We start from the raw sequence: 15,940 nt of genomic DNA, 5'->3' as shown, positions 1-15,940 counted from the left end.
ACTGATGGCCGGGCACACCTGCTGTGCCCGGCCATTCGTGTGCCGATCGTGTGCCCAGGGGAGGGCATTTTTCATGAACGCGCCTAGGGGGAGGGCTTTTTCGTGAACGACTTCTGGTCCGGCGTCGGGGTCGACCTGCATCTGGAACCCGACTCCGAGGGAGGCCGCCGGGTCGGCCTCGAACGCGCGCTCCGCGACGCCGTACGGGACGGCCGTCTGTCCCCCGGGACCCGCCTCCCGGCGACCCGCCGCCTCGCGACCGAACTCGGCGTATCCCGGGGCACCGCGAAGGCGGCCTACGACCAGCTCGTCGCCGAGGGCTACCTGACCGCGCGCCAGGGCTCCGGCACCGAGGTCGCGCGGCTGCCCTCCGTCGACGCGGAGGCACCGGGCGCGGCGGCACGCGCGCGTGTACCCCGTTACGACCTGCGGCCCGGGAGCCCCGACGTCGGCATGTTCCCGGCGGCGGCCTGGCTGCGCTCGCTGCGCCGCGCGATCGCGACGGCACCCTCCTTGGCGTACGACTACGGCGATCCGCGCGGTCGCGTCGAACTGCGCACCGCGCTGTCGGGGTACCTGGGGCGGGCGCGCGGGGTGATCGCGCCCCCGGAGCGGATCGTGATCACGTCCGGGTACGTGCAGGGACTCGCGCTCCTCACGCGCGTGCTGGACGCGACGGCGGGCCGGGGTGTCGCCGAGGTCGCGATGGAGGACCCGGGGCTGCCGTTCCACCGGGAGGTGGTCCGGCACAACGGAGGGCGCGTGGTGCCCGTCCGGGTCGACGAACGGGGCGCCCGCGCCGAGGAGTTGGGGAACGCGGCGGCCGTGGTGGTGACCCCGGCCCACCAGTACCCGACGGGCGTGACCCTGCACCCGGAGCGCAGACGGGCGCTGACCGACTGGGCACGCGCGCGTGGCGGCCTGATCGTCGAGGACGACTACGACGGGGAGTTCCGCTACGACCGGCAGCCCGTGGGCGCGCTCCAGGGGATGGCGCCGGGCCAGGTCGTGTACCTGGGGACCGCGTCCAAGACCCTCGGGCCCGCGCTGCGGCTCGGCTGGATGGTGCTGCCGCCGCACCTGGTCGACGCGGTCGCCGACGCCAAGCTGCACAGCGACCACCACACCGAGACCATCGGCCAGCTGGCACTCGCCGAACTGATCGACAGCCACGCCTACGACCGTCACGTGCGCGCGTGCCGACTGCGCTACCGGCGCCGCCGCGACCAGCTCCTCGGCCGGCTGGGGGCGCACGCAAACGTTTACGGCATCGCGGCCGGGCTGCACGCGCTGGTGGAGGTCGACGACGAGGAGGCGGTGCTCGCGCGGGCCGAGAAGGAGGGGCTCGCGGTGGGACGGCTGGGTGAGCACTGGCATGCGGCGGGCTCGGACGAGGGGCGGCCGCAGGGGCTGGTGGTCGGGTACGGGACGCCTCGCGAGCGGGTGTACCCGGAGGCCTTGGACGCGTTGGGAAGAGTACTGGAAGGGTCCTGAATTGGACCAACAAAAGAAGCATCCATTGGGCCTCTCCACAGGCCCACCGAGCTTCTAACGTCGTACCCATGACGAACTCACTCGTCCCGCCCGCGGGCCCGCAACGCACCCTCGCACTCGCCCAGTTGACCAACTCGGTCGGCGACGGCGCCTACTACGTGACCTCGGCGCTGTACTTCACCCACGTCGTCGGGCTCGCCCCCGCGCGCGTGGGCCTCGGGCTCACCCTCGCGTGGGCCGTCGGTTCGCTGGTCGGGGTGCCCCTGGGGCGGCTGGCCGACCGGCGCGGGCCGCGGGGTACGGCGGTGCTGCTGGCGCTGGCGACGGGGCTCGCGGTGGCGTCCTTCCTCGTCGTCCGGGGATTCGTGCCGTTCGTGATCGCCGCGTGTGCCTACGCCTCGGCGCAGTCGGGGCTCGCGGCGGCCCGGCAGGCGCTGCTGGCGGGGCTGGTGTCCGCCGGGGAGCGGACCGGGCTGCTGGCCCACCTCCAGTCGACGCTGAACGCCGGTCTCGCGGTCGGCGCGGGTCTCGGCGGGCTCGCGCTGCGGGCGGGGACGCGGTCGGCGTACCTCGGGGTGTTCGCGCTGGACGCGCTGAGCTTCCTGGTGTGCGCGGGGCTGCTGGTGCGGCTGCCGTCGGTGCGGGGCGTCCAGGTGCGGAAGGCGGGCGGGCTCGGAGTGCTGCGGGACCGGCCGTACGTCGTCGTCACGCTGCTCAACACCGTGCTGCTGCTGCGGATGCCGTTGCTCAGCCTCGGGCTGCCGCTGTGGATCGCGGAGCGGACGGACGCGCCGACCTGGCTGGTGTCCGCGCTGTTCGTGCTCAACACCGGGGCGGTGATGGTCTTCCAGGTGCGCATGGCCCGTGGGATCACGGGGCTCGCGTCGGCCACGCGCGCGGTGCGGCGGTCCGGCTGGATCATGCTGGCGGCCTGCGCGGTGTTCGCACTGTCGGCGGGCGCGTCGCCGTGGGTGGCCGTAGGGGCGCTGGTTCTCGGAGCGGTGCTCCAAGTGGCCGCCGAGATGGGGCAGTCGGCGGGTTCCTGGCAGCTCTCCTTCGACCTGGCCCCGGCCGACCGGGTGGGCGAGTACCAGGGCTTCTTCGGCACCGGCGTCACCGTCGCCAGGACGATGGGCCCCCTGGTGCTCACGTCCCTCCTCCTGGAGTGGGGGACGCCGGGCTGGCTGCTGCTGGGCGGGGCGACGGTCGTGGCGTCGTACGCGATGGGGCCGGCGGCGCGGCGGGCGGCGGGTGCGGGGCGTGCGGCGGACGATGGCGAGGCGGGCGCGGTGAACAGGCAGTCCGCACTGGCGAGTTGACCGGCACCGGTCCGATCAGGCGGCCAGTGCTGGTGAGTTGACCGGTAAGGAGTCCAGGAACAGCGCGCCCGCCAGGAGCCCCGCGCTTCCGCGAGGGCTCCACGCGCGTGCGTGCAGGTCGGTGTCGAAGGCGGTCAGGGCCGCCGCGCCCGCCGCCGTCGCCGTACCGCCCGCTTCCAGGACACCGCGAGCCCCTGCCTGGACGTGCCGCAGGCCGAACGGGCCGACGGTGTGCAGGAGTTCGGTGTCCTGGAGGGTGGACATCACCGTGAGCAGGGCGTCGAGGCGAGCCTGTGTCTCCGTAGCCCCGGCCGCACGGACCGCCGCGAGGGTGTCCAACGCCCGCCGTACGTGCGGGAATCCGGCCTTCGCCTCGCCCCGCGCACCGGCCGCGCCGTACTTCGCCGAGATGGACGAGCCGCGCGAGGGTCTGCGCGGGGCGCGTCGGTCGGGGTGGGCGGCGATGCGCTTCGCGGTCGCGGCGACGTCCTCGGCTCCGGCACGGGGGTCCAGGGCGGCCGCCGCGACCAGCAGGCCCAGTGCCCACAGGGCGCCCCGGTGGCCGCCGCCCGCGAGCGCGACGGAGTGCTCCGTGCAGCGGCCGATCGCGCCGAGTTCCGCGCGGAGCACGGGAGTTGGCTCGCCAGTGCGGCGGGCGGACGCCGCCATCGCCGCGAGGCCGGGTGCCAGCGCCTTGGCGGACCAGCGCAGGGCGCGATGGTCCACGCGGGTCGTACGGGCGGCCAGGTCGCGCGGGTCGGGCAGGCCCGGCTTGGGAGCCAGCGCCAGTTGCCCGGTGAGCGCGTCCACGGCGGCCCGCGCCAGTGCCTCGTCCTCGCGGCTCTGCATCGTCGTACCTTACGAGGAGGCGGAGGCCGAAGGGGAGGGGCTGTCGCGGGGCGGCGCCGGCGCCGGACGAGCCCTCACACCGCCATCAGCGGCGCGTCCTTCCGCCACTTCAGGATCTTGTCGAAGCTCACCACCGCGCCGCCCACGCCCGGCTTGTTGCCGATGTGGACGTGGTCGGCGAGTTCCTGGATGAGGCACAGGCCGCGGCCGTTCTCGGCCTCGCTCGGGGCCGGGCGGACGGACTGGGTGCGGGCGAAACCGGGGCCGGAGTCCGCGACTTCGATACGACACTTCTCGCCGTCGAGGTACGCGGTGACCCGGTACGCCTCCGTCGGCGCGCCGTGCGCGGTGTCGCCGCCGTGCTCGACGGCGTTGGCGCACGCCTCGCTCAGGGCGACGGAGAGGTCGTAGGAGATGTCCGGGTCGACGCCCGCGGTCTCCATCGTGCCGAGAAACAGTCGCCGGGCGAGTGGCACGCTCGCGGCCTCGCGCCTCAGATGGAGTGACCACCAGATGCTCATGCTCCAGCCTCCCGGCCGCGGCTCGACATAGTGATACCTATTGCCGCCAGTGCCCCTGTGTAAGCACGGAGTTGACGTGATGCCGCCCATATGGGCGATGCGTCCCAAACGTAATTGGTGTATCCGGAGGTAGCTCACGCCGGAGAGTGATCTTTGTGACCTACGACACACTATGGCCCCGATGTTGCGGACCTGCCGTATAGCGGCGATAAGGCCGGTGCGATGATGAGCCCGCCATGACTGCCCCCCACCCACGTACGGCGCGCTCCGGAGGTGAACTCCGGGTCCTGAGGGCCGCGGTGTTCGCCGCGGTCTGTGTCGTGCTGGCCGCGGCCGGTCACGCGATCGCCTCCTGCGCCACCGTTCCGCTGTGGACCCTGGGCGCGGGCTTCCTCGCCACCTTCCTCGTCGTGGCCCCGCTCGCCGGGCGCGCGCGCTCGCTGCCGGGGATCGTGGTGCCGCTCGCGGTCGGACAGACCGTGCTGCACACGCTGTTCGGACTCGGGCAGACGGCCACCACCACATCGGCCGACTCCCTCTCGACCTCTCTCTCGACCTCCGACGCCACGCTCGTCGCGCGCGCCGCGCATCTCCTGTGCGGGACCACCGCCACGGCGATCAGCCCGGCGCAGGCCCACCAGATCCTCACCGACGCGCGCCTGCTGCCGGCCTCGGGCTCGATGAGTGCGATGAGCGGCATGGGGTCGATGCATCACCCGGCGGACGCCATGTCCACCTCCGCCGCCTCCTCGATGTCGCTGTTCCCGTCCCTGTCGATGCTGCTCGGTCACGTCCTCGCGGCGCTCGCCGCGGGCTGGCTGCTGCGGCGCGGGGACCTGGCGCTGCTGCGCCTGATGGAACTGTCGGCGCACGGAGTCGCCGAAGGGGCGCTCGTACGGTCCCTGCGCGGGGCCCTCGCCCTGGTGCGCGCCCTGCGGGCCGGGCTGCCGGGGGCGCCCGAGGCGGGCCCGCGTCCGCTTCGTAGCGCCCTGTTCGCGCCGCCCGCGCCGCACACCACCGCGCTCCAGCACTCGGTGATCCGGCGCGGTCCGCCGGCCGCCGCCCCCCACACCCTCGCCGCCTGACGCGACGCGACCACCGACCCGCACTCCCTTCTTGTGCGTGGAGAGGCCGCCGTCGTGCGGCACACGCGCGTGCCCGTGTTCTGCAGCCGGGAAACCCCGGTGCACCTGGGACACCACGCGCCCCTCTTCACCACCGGAACTCACTCGAACTCGAAGTGGAGTGCTCCTTTCATGAAGGCTTCTCGTATCGCCGCCGCCGTCGGTGTCGCCGGTTCGGCCGTGCTCGTGCTGTCCTCCCCCGCCTTCGCGCACGTCTCCGTGCAGCCGGAGGGCGCGGCCGTCAAGGGCGGCTACGCGGTCGTCGACTTCAAGGTCCCGAACGAGCGTGACGACGCCTCGACCACCAAGCTGGAGGTGAACTTCCCGACCGACCACCCGCTGGCCTCCGTGATGCCGGAGCCGATCAGCGGCTGGACCGTGAAGGTCACCAGGTCGAAGCTGGCCAAGCCGGCCGAGATGCACGGCGAGACGATCACCGAGGCCGTCACCAAGGTCACCTGGACCGCGACCGGCAAGGGCGTCGAGCCCGGCTACTTCCAGAAGTTCCCGGTCTCCGTCGGCATGCTGCCCACGGACGCCGACCAGCTCGTCTTCAAGGCGCTCCAGACGTACTCCGACAAGCAGGTCGTGCGCTGGATCGAGGTGCAGAAGGACGGCGAGGAGGAGCCCGAGAACCCGGCTCCCACCCTCACCCTGACCTCCGCCTCTGCCTCCGGCGCGACCGCCGAGGACGCCTCCAAGAAGACCGAGACCACCGCCGCCGACTCCACCTCGTCGTCCGCCGACTCCTCCGACACCACCGCCCGCGTCCTCGGCGTGGTCGGCATCGCCGTCGGCGCGGCGGGCGTGGCGTACGGCGTTCTCGCCGGCCGACGGCGTACGACCGTCTGAGGCCCGTCCGCTCATGGCGCGCACAGGGGTCCGTGCGACTCTTGCGTACGACCCCGGTGCGCGCCGGAGCTCTCACAACTGGGACATTTCTCTATGCGCAAGAAGACGTTCGCGGCGGCCGTTCTGCTCGCCGCCGCCACCCTGACGCTCTCCGCCTGCGGCAGCGGCGACGACGGCACCAGCCCCGTCTCCGTGGTCTCCGAGGACACCGCGACCCAGGCCGCCACCGTGCTCGACACCCCGTTCGAGAAGCCGGACCTGGTCCTCACGGACACGCACGGCAAGAAGTACGACTTCCGGGCGGAGTCCAAGGGCCGGCCGACGCTGATCTACTTCGGCTACACCCACTGCCCCGACATCTGCCCGCTGACGATGAACAACATCGCCGTCGCCAAGAAGGCGCTGCCCAAGGCCGAGCAGGACAAGCTGCTGGTCGTGTTCGTGACGACCGACCCGGCCCGCGACACCCCCTCCGAGCTCGGCAAGTGGCTCAAGGGCATCGACACCCAGTTCGTCGGCCTGACCGGCGACTTCGCCACCATCCAGGCCGGCGCCCGCTCCATCGGCATCTCCATCGAGCCGACCTCGAAGGACAAGAACGGCAAGCTGGTCTCCGTCCACGGCACCCAGGTCGTCGCGTTCTCCCCGAAGACCAACGGCGGCTATCTGCTCTACGGCCAGGACACCACCGTCGACGACTACACCAAGGACCTCCCGAAGATCATCAAGGGGGAGAATCCGTGAGGCGGTTCGCGGCGCCCGTCGCGGTGCTGACCGGCGCGCTGGTCCTCACCGGCTGCGGCGGCTCGGACGACGCGAAGGCCCAGCTCTCCGTCAGCTCCGCCTATATGCCCCAGCCGGTCTCGGACATGGCCGCGGGCTTCCTGGACATCGCCAACAAGGGCGGCGCCAAGGACGAGTTGACCTCCGTCACCAGCGACCTCGGCCCGGTCTCCGTGCACGAGACCGTCGGCCAGGCGATGGAGGAGGTGAAGTCCCTCGATGTGCCCGCACACGGTCAACTCGTGTTCAAGAGCGGGGGCAACCACCTGATGTTCGACAAGCTGAAGCACACGCTGAAGCAGGGCGACAGCGTGACCGTGAAGCTGCACTTTGCCAAGTCCGGCCCTCTCACGGTTGAGATGCCCGTGAAGTCGGCGACGTACAACCCCACGACCGGGCACTGAGGGAGGGACCCCACCTTGAAGACGACCATCACCCCCCGCGTCCGCAATCTGGTGCTGCTGCTCCTGGCCGTCACCGGCATGCTCTTCGCCGGGGCGGGTACCGCCTCCGCGCACGCCGCGCTGACCGGCAGCGACCCCAGTTCGGGGGTGGTGGTCGACAAGGCGCCGACGCAGATCTCGCTCACCTTCTCCGAGAAGGTCTCGACGAACGACGACTCGCTGCGCGTCCTCGACCCGAAGGGCAAACGCGTCGACGTCGGCAAACCGTCCAACATCAGCGGGACGACCTACGCCACCCAGGTGCGCAGCGGACTGCCCGACGGCACGTACACGGTGGCCTGGCAGGTCGTGTCGGCCGACAGCCACCCCGTCGGCGGCGCCTTCACCTTCTCGATCGGCTCCCCCTCGAAGACCACCGTCTCCGCGTCGGCCGAGCAGGACGTCGGCGGCGGACTCGTCGGCGGGCTGTACGGCTTCGGGCGCTACATGTCGTACGCCGGCTTCATCGTCATGGTCGGCGGCGCCGCCTTCATCCTGGCCTGCTGGCAGCGCGGCGCCGGAGTGCGCGCCCTGCAGCGGCTGGTGGTCTCCGGCTGGGTCTCGCTGACCGCTGCCACGCTCTGGCTGCTGCTCCTGCGCGGCTCGTACTCGACCACCGGCAAGGTCGGCGACATCTTCGACCTGAACCTCCTCGGCCAGGTTCTCCAGACCAAGACCGGCGCGGCCCTCGTCTCCCGGCTCCTTCTCCTCGCCGCCGCCGCGCTGTTCATCGCCGTGCTCTTCGGTGCGTACGACAAGCGGGAGGACGAGGAGAAGCGGGACCTCACCTTCGGCCTCTCGATCGGCGGCGGTGTGGTGGCCGCCGGGCTCGCGGCGAGCTGGGCGCTGGCCGAGCACGCCTCGACCGGGCTGCAGCCGGGCATCGCGATGCCCGTCGACGTCGTCCACCTGCTGGCCGTCGCCATCTGGCTCGGCGGCCTCGCCGCCCTCCTCGTCGCGCTCTACCGGGCACCCGCCGACAACCTGGTCGGGCGGACCGCCGTACAGAACTTCTCGCGCATCGCCTTCGGCAGCGTCCTCGCACTCGTCGCGACCGGCGTCTACCAGTCCTGGCGCCAGCTCGGCTCCTGGTCGGCGTTCACCGACACCGGCTACGGCCAGCTGCTGCTCGTGAAGATCGGCCTCGTGGCGCTGCTCGTCGGCATCGCGTCGATCTCGCGGCGCTGGACGGCACGGCTGGCGGAGACGGCCGAGGCGACCGCGACAACCGTCGAGGAACGCGCGCCGGAGAAGGAGAAGGCGCACGCCAGCGCGTCCACGACGACTGCCGACTCCAGCGCTACGGCGTCTGCCGCGGCCAGTGCTTCCAGCGCTACGACCTCGACCAAGGCCGGTGTCTCCAGCGCCACCGCGTCCGCCGAGGCCGACTCCGATGTGACCGATGTGGCCGCGTCCGCCAAGGGCGCCGATTCGGATGCGGGCGACTCCAAGCGCGCCGCCCAACTCGCCCGTCAGCAGGCCGCCGTGGACTCCACCCGGCAGAAGCGACTGCGGGACGCCGACCCGATCCGCTTCGGGCTGCGCCGGTCCGTGCTCGCCGAGGCCGCCGTCGCCGTCGTCGTCCTCGCCGTCACCACGGCCCTGACGGCCACCGAACCGGGCCGCACGGAGGAGGACGCCAAGGCGGCCAAGTCCTCGTCCTCGTCCTCTTCTTCGTCGTCCGCCGGTGCTCTGACCCTGGACATGTCGTTCGACACCGGAGGCACGGACGGCAAGGGCGTCATACGGCTCGACCTCGACCCCGCGCGCGTGGGCGGCAACGAGATGCACGTCTATGTGCAGCGCCCCAACGGCCGGGCCTTCGACGTCCCCGAGGTGAAGGTCGCCTTCACCCTGGCCGCGAAGAAGATCGGCCCGCTGCCCGTGACGCCCGACCGCATCACCACCGGGCACTGGGCCGCGAACGGAATCCAGATCCCCATGGCGGGCGACTGGAAGATCTCGGTGACCGTGCGGACCTCCGACATCGACCAGACGACCGTCGACAAGAACGCGCAGATCGGCTGAACCACGCCATGCCTGACCAGTCCATTCCCGAGGCCCGGACCGTAGAGGCACCTCCCGGGGAGGCCGTTTCCGAAAACGCCTCCCCCAGGGAGGGCATTTCCCGCCGACGGCTCCTCGGTACGGCCGGTGCCACCGGGCTCGTGCTCGGTGCGGCGGGCGGGGCCGTGGGGTACGCGTCCGCGCCCGCCGGGGCCACACCGCTGACCTCGCTGGGCGAGGTCATGGCAATGTTTCACGGGAAACATCAGCCGGGCATCACCGAGGGCCTCCAGGCGCGCGGCCACCTCGTCGCCTTCGACCTGGCGGCGGGCGCCAGCCGCAAGGAGGCGGCGGCCCTGCTGCGCCGCTGGTCGACGACCGCCCAGCGGCTGATGGCGGGCGAGGCGGCGGCACAGGACGACACGGATGTCGCCCGGGACGCGGGACCCTCGTCGCTGACGATCACCTTCGGCTTCGGCAACTCCTTCTTCTCCCGTACGGGACTGGAGAAGCAGCGGCCCGTCTCCCTCGACCCGCTCCCCGACTTCTCCTCCGACCACCTCGACAAGGCACGCAGCAACGGCGACCTGTGGGTGCAGATCGGCGCCGATGACGCGCTGGTCGCCTTCCACGCCCTGCGCACGATCCAGAAGGACGCGGGCAGCGCGGCCAAGGTCCGCTGGCAGATGAACGGCTTCAACCGGACGCCGGGTGCCACGGCCCACAAGATGACGGCCCGCAACCTGATGGGCCAGCTCGACGGCACCCGCAACCCCAAGCCGGCCGAGTCCGACTTCGACAAGCGGATCTTCGTGCCGGCGACCGGTTCGACCGACCCGGCCTGGATGGCGAACGGCTCCTACGCCGTCGTACGCCGGATCCGCATGCTCCTCGACGACTGGGAGAAGCTCTCGACCGGCGCCCAGGAGAACGTGATCGGGCGCCGCAAGTCCAATGGGGCCGCGCTGTCCGGGGGCGGCGAGACGACCGCGATGGACCTGGAGAAGACCGACGCGAAGGGCGCCCTGGTCGTCCCCATCAACGCGCACGCCCGGATCGCGCGGCCCGACCAGAACGGGGGCGCGGCGATGCTGCGGCGCCCCTTCTCTTACCACGACGGCATCGCCGCGGACGGCACTCCGGACGCCGGGCTCCTCTTCGTGTGCTGGCAGGCGGACCCGTTGCGCGGCTTCGTCACCGTGCAGCGGAAACTCGACCGCGGGGATGCCCTGTCGACGTACATCCGGCACGAGGCGAGCGGTCTGTTCGCGGTGCCGGGCGGGGCGGCGGAGGGCGAGTACGTGGGGCAGCGGCTGCTGGAGGGGTGAGGCCGTCGCCCTCACGGGTGGCTGGGCCAGGAAGCGGACACCGCGTTCCGCAAGGCCCATTAGGGTGAGGTCATGCCAGCCAGCTACGCGTATCTCGGCCCTGAGGGCACCTTCACCGAAGTCGCCCTGCGGACGCTTCCCGAGGCGGCCACCCGGGAGCTGATCCCGTACGTGTCGGTGCAGTCCGCGCTGGACGCGGTGCGCACCGGCGAGGCCGAGGCCGCGTTCGTGCCGATCGAGAACTCCGTCGAGGGTGGCATCACCACCACCCTGGACGAGTTGGTCGCGGGCGCGCCGCTGATGATCTACCGCGAGGTGCTGCTGTCGATCACCTTCGCGCTGCTGGTCAGGCCGGGCACCAAGCTCTCCGACATCAAGACGGTCTCCGCGCACCCCGCCGCCCAGCCGCAGGTCCGCAATTGGATGAAGGCGAACCTCCCGGACGCCCTGTGGGAGTCGGCGGCCTCGAACGCGGACGCCGCCCGGCTGGTCCAGGAGGGCCGCTACGACGCCGCGTTCGCCGGTGAGTTCGCGGCCGCCCGGTACGGTCTCGAGGCGCTGGAGACCGAGATCCACGACGCGGAGAACGCGCAGACCCGGTTCGTCCTGGTGGGCAGGCCCGCCCGCCCGGCCGCCCCGACCGGCGCGGACAAGACGTCGGTCGTGATCTGGCAGCGTGACGACCACCCCGGCGGGCTGCGCGATCTGCTGGGCGAGTTCGCCACCCGGGGCATCAACCTCATGCTGCTGCAGTCCCGCCCGACCGGAGCCGGCATCGGCAACTACTGCTTCTGCATCGACGCCGAGGGACACATCTCCGACCGCCGGGTCGCCGAGGCCTTGGCCGGGCTCAAGCGGATCTGTCTCCAGGTGCGCTTCCTCGGTTCGTACCCGCGCGCGGACGTCGGCGTGGACGGGGTGCGGCCGCTCTTCCCGGCGACCTCGGACGAGGATTTCCTGGCCGCGGCCGACTGGGTCGCGCACTGCCAGGACGGCCGTTTCTGACCGGTGGGACCTGTGTAGCGTCCCGGTACTACCTGCGTATCTTCGTTATCCACAGAAGTTATCCACAGGTCCGCTTCTCGACCTGGGGACAAGTCGACAACGAAGTGCGATCCAGTCGACAAATCTCCCTACAGGCCGTCTGCTCGTCCACCGGGGCGTAGGTCACTCTTCGTCCACCTGTTTCCTTCGAGCAATCCTATGGAGCGACGCATTTCCACCCGAAAGTGGGTGGGAGGTGCGTTTGGGACAGGAATTGCCCGTCGCGCGAAACGCTTTGGAAATGATCATTTCCGATGTCCACAGATCTTTCGCACACCCTGTGGATAACTCTTCCGGGATGTGGATTCCTGTGGACAACCGCGCCCTCAAGTCCCGTTTCCCACAAGGGATTCGGGTCAACAGGCCGCCTCGCGCCTGCCCCGTTCCAGGGAGCGGGACGCCTTTTCATTGACCCGCGTCGACATGCGGGAACACTCTGCGCAATTACCGCATAACTGGATGTAAGCCGCAGTTCAGAATGCTGAGTCGTGAGCCGGAACCCGGCACCGGTAGCCTGTTCCGCGTGATTGACCTTCGCCTGCTCCGTGAGGACCCCGACCGTGTGCGCGCGTCCCAGCGCGCCCGTGGAGAGGACGTCGCGCTCGTCGACGCTCTCCTGTCCGCCGACGAGCGGCGCAGGTCGTCCGGCGTCCGCTTCGACGAGCTGCGCTCCGAGCAGAAGGCGCTCGGCAAGCTCATCCCCAAGGCCTCCGGCGACGAGAAGGCCGAGCTGCTCAAGAAGACGGGCCAGCTCGCCGCCGACGTCAAGGCGGCCGACGCCGAGCAGCACGAGGCGGACGAGGAGACCAAGCGCCTCGCGCTCCAGCTCGGCAACCTCGTGCACCCCGACGTGCCCGTGGGCGGCGAGGAGGACTTCGTCGTCCTGGAGACGCACGGCACGATCCGCGACTTCGCCGCCGAGGGCTTCGAGCCCAAGGACCACCTGGAGCTCGGCGAGGCGCTGGGCGCCATCGACGTCGAGCGCGGCGCCAAGGTCTCCGGCTCGCGCTTCTACTACCTCACGGGCGTCGGCGCGCTGCTTGAGCTCGCCCTCGTCAACGCGGCGATCGCCCAGGCCACGGAGGCCGGCTTCATCCCGATGCTGACCCCGGCGCTGGTCCGCCCGCGCGCCATGGAGGGCACGGGCTTCCTCGGCCAGGCCGCGGAGAACGTGTACCACCTGGAGAAGGACGACTTCTACCTGGTCGGCACCTCCGAGGTCCCCCTCGCCGCCTACCACATGGACGAGATCCTCGACGCGGAGAAGCTGCCGCTGCGCTACGCGGGCTTCTCCCCGTGCTTCCGCCGCGAGGCCGGCACGTACGGCAAGGACACGCGCGGCATCTTCCGCGTGCACCAGTTCGACAAGGTCGAGATGTTCTCGTACGTCCTCCCCGAGGACGCGGAGAACGAGCACCAGCGGCTCCTGGACTGGGAGAAGCAGTGGCTGTCCGCCCTCGAACTGCCCTTCCAGGTCATCGACGTGGCCTCGGGCGACCTGGGTTCGTCGGCGTCCCGCAAGTTCGACTGCGAGGCGTGGATCCCCACCCAGGGCAAGTACCGCGAGCTGACCTCGGCCTCCAACTGCGACAGCTTCCAGGCCCGCCGGCTGTCCGTGCGGCTGCGCGACGGCAAGAAGGTCCAGCCGCTGGCCACGCTCAACGGCACGCTGTGCGCCGTACCGCGCACGATCGTGGCGATCCTGGAGAACCACCAGCTGCCCGACGGTTCCGTGCGCGTGCCCGAGGTGCTGCGTCCGTACCTGGGCGGCCGTGAGGTCCTGACGCCGGTCGCCAAGTGACCGCCGGCTTCCCCTACCGGCTGATCGCGACCGACCTCGACGGAACGCTCCTGCGCTCCGACGAGTCGGTCTCGCCGCGCACCCGTGCCGCCCTCGCGGCGGCGGCGGAGGCCGGCGCCGCGCACATCGTGGTGACGGGCCGCGGGGTCCCCTGGACCCGGCACATCCTCGACGACCTCGGCTACGACGGCCTCGCGGTCTGCGGCCAGGGCGCGCAGGTCTACGACGCCGGGGAGCACCGCCTGCTGACGTCGGTCACCCTGGACCGCCAACTGGCCGGGGTGGCACTCGCCAAGATCGAGGCGGAGGTCGGCCCGCTGTACTTGGCGGCGAGCCGGGACGGCCTGGACGGGGAGGTGCTGGTCGGCGACGGGTACGCGGTCACGGGCTCGCTGCCGTCGACTCCCCTCTCGGACGTGTCCGAGCTGTGGGCCGCGCCGCTGAACAAGATCTACATCCAGCACCCGACGCTCACGGACGACCAGCTCGCCGAGGCGGCCGGCAGGGCCGCGGGCGGCTTCGTCTCGGTCGCGATGGCCGGCGCGGGCATCGTCGAACTCCTCCCGCTCGGCCTCTCCAAGGCCACGGGCCTGTCCATCGCGGCACGCCGCCTGGGTCTGAAGTCCGCCGACACGATCGCCTTCGGCGACATGCCGAACGACATCGCGATGTTCGCCTGGGCGTCCCACAGCGTGGCGATGGCCAACGCGCATGAGGAGCTCAGGGCGGTGGCGGACGAGGTGACGTCGTCGAACGAGGACGACGGGATCGCGGTGGTGCTGGAGCGACTGCTGGGTTGAGGTCGTCGTATGGCTGCGGGTCCGGTGGGGGCTGGTCGCGCAGTTCCCCGCGCCCCTTTTGGGGCGCCTGCCTGAGCCCCGTTAATTCGGTGGCGTCCAACTCGGCCTACAGGCACAGTTGTTGTGTCGACGCCGGATCAGCCGGCGCCACTGACTGGGAGAGGAGCTGGACGATGTCGATGCACGACAGGACGTCCAACTCCCTTCAGGGCAGCCCGCGGCGGTCTCCGGAGTAGTTACCCTCCGTCGAGTCGCCCACCACGGGGAGCTGCCCGGGGCGGCCGCTTCGAGCACGCGACTCATTATCGCGTGGGCCGCCCTCCCGGAGGATTGGCCGAGTGGTAAGGCACGGGCTTGCTAAGCCCTGGTCGGGCTGGAAAGCCCGCGCACGTTCGATCCGTGCATCCTCCGCCAGATGTCGAGTACTAAGACCCGGGGTACGTGGTCCCACCCAAGGGGCGCGGGGAACTGCGCGACCAGCCCCCACTCGCCCGCAGCCAACGAACTACGCATCCGGCCAGAACCCCTACCGCCGCCGCCACTTCCGCCGCCGAGCCTTACTGAAGAACCACCCGGCAGGCGGCTCGTCGGAACGCCAAGGCTGCGGCTCCGGAGACTCCGCACGCCAGCGCGCCGCAAGCATCCGCGCCCGGGCCGACGGCTCGGCCGTCTCGGCGGACCGTATGAAGTCGTCGTCCAGGACCAGCTTGTCCCAGCCGTCGCCGGACTCCGCCTGTCCGCCGCCGTACGTCGCCTCTCCGGCCATCCCCGTTCCTCCCAGCCGTGCGTCCACGTTTGTCCAGTGTGCCCGGACAGAGATGAAGCCCCCGTCAAGATCAGGACCTGTCATTCCTCGCCGGCGAGCTTCAGCGAGCGCAGCTTCTGTCCGGCGTACCAGGTGGCTCCGGCGGTGACCGCGACGAGGAACACCGTGGCCGTGGTCAGTCCGACGTCCGAGGTGACCAGGTCGCCGCCGGCCACCTTGTGGGCGACGGCCAGGGACCACTGCTGGACGCTGAGCGTGCGGGCGCCGGCGACCAGGGAGCCGAACAGGGCTTCCCAGACGAGGGCGTAGACGAGTCCGAAGACGACCGCGTGCCGGGAGACCGTGCCGAGCAGCAGGAAGAGTGCCGCGTAGGCGATGGACGCGACGAGGGCGGCCACCGTGTAGGCGACGGCGATCTGCTGGCCGTTGCCGTTGAGGATGAGGCCCGCGATCAGCATGGGGACCGCCGAGAACACCATGGTGACGGCGACCGCGACGATCAGCTTGGTGAAGATGATCGTGGGCCGCTTCAGCGGCTTGGACAGCAGGTACACCACCGAGCCGTCGTCGATCTCCGGACCGATCGCGCCGGTGCCCGCGATGACACCGATGATCGGCACCATCGTGGCGAGCCCGAGCCCGCCCAGGACGTCGACCGCGGTCTGGTCGTCGGCGCCGGTGAGGGAACGCACCACCACGGAGATCAGGATCAGCAGCATGGGCAGGGCGCCCAGGATGAGGGCCCGGCGCCGGCCGAGCAGGGCCCGGTAGGTGAGTCGGGCGACTGTGGGGTCGTACATCTCTTGGCC

Annotated in this window: 15 protein-coding genes and 1 tRNA gene; 12 read left to right on the top strand and 4 right to left on the bottom strand. The window is 71.1% G+C overall.

Annotation, left to right across the window (positions count from 1 at the left end; all coding sequences use genetic code 11):
• The first annotated feature begins 102 nt into the window (after positions 1-102).
• Together OO69_RS38065 and OO69_RS38060 are read left to right on the top strand one after the other, a co-directional pair.
• Positions 103-1,494: a PLP-dependent aminotransferase family protein gene (locus OO69_RS38065; RefSeq protein WP_033285501.1), complete on the top strand. Its 1,392-nt coding sequence runs from the start codon at positions 103-105 to the stop codon at positions 1,492-1,494.
• A gap of 68 nt (positions 1,495-1,562) precedes the next feature.
• Positions 1,563-2,813 (top strand): MFS transporter, encoded by a 1,251-nt coding sequence (locus OO69_RS38060; protein ID WP_033285500.1) that lies wholly within the window; start codon positions 1,563-1,565, stop codon positions 2,811-2,813.
• A gap of 15 nt (positions 2,814-2,828) precedes the next feature.
• Here OO69_RS38060 and OO69_RS38055 read toward each other — a convergent pair whose 3' ends face one another.
• Together OO69_RS38055 and OO69_RS38050 are read right to left on the bottom strand one after the other, a co-directional pair.
• Positions 2,829-3,662: a triphosphoribosyl-dephospho-CoA synthase gene (locus OO69_RS38055; RefSeq protein WP_033285499.1), complete on the bottom strand. Its 834-nt coding sequence runs from the start codon at positions 3,660-3,662 to the stop codon at positions 2,829-2,831.
• Between the two features lie 74 nt (positions 3,663-3,736).
• Positions 3,737-4,183: an ATP-binding protein gene (locus tag OO69_RS38050; RefSeq protein WP_019055063.1), complete on the bottom strand. Its 447-nt coding sequence runs from the start codon at positions 4,181-4,183 to the stop codon at positions 3,737-3,739.
• A 236-nt stretch (positions 4,184-4,419) separates the two neighbouring features.
• On the opposite strand from OO69_RS38050, the gene OO69_RS38045 reads away from it, so the two are divergent.
• From OO69_RS38045 to OO69_RS38000, 10 genes are all read left to right on the top strand, one after another.
• Complete coding sequence (locus tag OO69_RS38045; protein ID WP_033285498.1) at positions 4,420-5,268, top strand: hypothetical protein; 849 nt, start codon at positions 4,420-4,422, stop codon at positions 5,266-5,268.
• 171 nt (positions 5,269-5,439) lie between these two features.
• Entirely contained in the window at positions 5,440-6,159 is a 720-nt protein-coding gene (locus OO69_RS38040) for a YcnI family protein (protein WP_033285497.1), read from the top strand.
• A 93-nt stretch (positions 6,160-6,252) separates the two neighbouring features.
• Complete coding sequence (locus OO69_RS38035) at positions 6,253-6,903, top strand: SCO family protein (RefSeq protein ID WP_033285496.1); 651 nt, start codon at positions 6,253-6,255, stop codon at positions 6,901-6,903.
• Complete coding sequence (locus OO69_RS38030) at positions 6,900-7,346, top strand: copper chaperone PCu(A)C (protein ID WP_033285495.1); 447 nt, start codon at positions 6,900-6,902, stop codon at positions 7,344-7,346. The genes OO69_RS38035 and OO69_RS38030 overlap by 4 nt, the downstream gene beginning before the upstream one ends.
• A gap of 15 nt (positions 7,347-7,361) precedes the next feature.
• On the top strand, positions 7,362-9,413 hold the full coding sequence (locus OO69_RS38025) for a copper resistance CopC/CopD family protein (protein WP_033285494.1): 2,052 nt from the start codon (positions 7,362-7,364) through the stop codon (positions 9,411-9,413).
• An 8-nt stretch (positions 9,414-9,421) separates the two neighbouring features.
• Positions 9,422-10,720, top strand: coding sequence for an iron uptake transporter deferrochelatase/peroxidase subunit (efeB, locus tag OO69_RS38020; RefSeq protein ID WP_033285493.1), 1,299 nt, complete (start codon positions 9,422-9,424; stop codon positions 10,718-10,720).
• 72 nt (positions 10,721-10,792) lie between these two features.
• The gene (pheA, locus tag OO69_RS38015) at positions 10,793-11,725 is read left to right on the top strand and encodes a prephenate dehydratase (RefSeq protein ID WP_033285492.1); all 933 of its coding nucleotides are present in this window, start codon (positions 10,793-10,795) and stop codon (positions 11,723-11,725) included.
• 562 nt (positions 11,726-12,287) lie between these two features.
• Positions 12,288-13,565, top strand: coding sequence for a serine--tRNA ligase (serS, locus tag OO69_RS38010; protein ID WP_033285593.1), 1,278 nt, complete (start codon positions 12,288-12,290; stop codon positions 13,563-13,565).
• Positions 13,562-14,365, top strand: a complete 804-nt coding sequence (locus OO69_RS38005) for an HAD family hydrolase (RefSeq protein ID WP_033285491.1) — start codon at positions 13,562-13,564, stop codon at positions 14,363-14,365. The genes serS and OO69_RS38005 overlap by 4 nt, the downstream gene beginning before the upstream one ends.
• A 324-nt stretch (positions 14,366-14,689) precedes the next feature.
• Positions 14,690-14,779: transfer RNA gene (locus OO69_RS38000), tRNA-Ser, on the top strand.
• A 112-nt stretch (positions 14,780-14,891) separates the two neighbouring features.
• Here the strand turns inward: OO69_RS38000 and OO69_RS37995 are convergent.
• Positions 14,892-15,131 (bottom strand): hypothetical protein, encoded by a 240-nt coding sequence (locus OO69_RS37995; RefSeq protein WP_019055074.1) that lies wholly within the window; start codon positions 15,129-15,131, stop codon positions 14,892-14,894.
• An 80-nt stretch (positions 15,132-15,211) separates the two neighbouring features.
• Positions 15,212-15,931 carry an ABC transporter permease gene (locus OO69_RS37990; RefSeq protein ID WP_033285490.1) on the bottom strand — a complete coding sequence of 240 codons (720 nt, stop codon included), beginning with the start codon at positions 15,929-15,931 and terminating at the stop codon, positions 15,212-15,214.
• Positions 15,932-15,940 lie beyond the last annotated feature (9 nt).

The sequence above is a fragment of the Streptomyces sp. NRRL F-525 genome, from assembly GCF_000716605.1.
Taxonomy (GTDB): domain Bacteria; phylum Actinomycetota; class Actinomycetes; order Streptomycetales; family Streptomycetaceae; genus Streptomyces.
This window is presented reverse-complemented; position numbering and strand designations above follow the sequence as displayed.

What these genes read in the sequence shown, in the direction of transcription:
- OO69_RS38040 (WP_033285497.1), top strand. Translation starts at nt 5,440, where the DNA reads ATGAAGGCTTCTCGTATCGCCGCCGCCGTCGGTGTCGCCGGTTCGGCC.
- OO69_RS37995 (WP_019055074.1), bottom strand. Translation starts at nt 15,131, where the DNA reads ATGGCCGGAGAGGCGACGTACGGCGGCGGACAGGCGGAGTCCGGCGAC.
- OO69_RS37990 (WP_033285490.1), bottom strand. Translation starts at nt 15,931, where the DNA reads ATGTACGACCCCACAGTCGCCCGACTCACCTACCGGGCCCTGCTCGGC.
- efeB (WP_033285493.1), top strand. Translation starts at nt 9,422, where the DNA reads ATGCCTGACCAGTCCATTCCCGAGGCCCGGACCGTAGAGGCACCTCCC.
- OO69_RS38060 (WP_033285500.1), top strand. Translation starts at nt 1,563, where the DNA reads ATGACGAACTCACTCGTCCCGCCCGCGGGCCCGCAACGCACCCTCGCA.
- OO69_RS38035 (WP_033285496.1), top strand. Translation starts at nt 6,253, where the DNA reads ATGCGCAAGAAGACGTTCGCGGCGGCCGTTCTGCTCGCCGCCGCCACC.
- OO69_RS38050 (WP_019055063.1), bottom strand. Translation starts at nt 4,183, where the DNA reads ATGAGCATCTGGTGGTCACTCCATCTGAGGCGCGAGGCCGCGAGCGTG.
- pheA (WP_033285492.1), top strand. Translation starts at nt 10,793, where the DNA reads ATGCCAGCCAGCTACGCGTATCTCGGCCCTGAGGGCACCTTCACCGAA.
- OO69_RS38045 (WP_033285498.1), top strand. Translation starts at nt 4,420, where the DNA reads ATGACTGCCCCCCACCCACGTACGGCGCGCTCCGGAGGTGAACTCCGG.
- OO69_RS38055 (WP_033285499.1), bottom strand. Translation starts at nt 3,662, where the DNA reads ATGCAGAGCCGCGAGGACGAGGCACTGGCGCGGGCCGCCGTGGACGCG.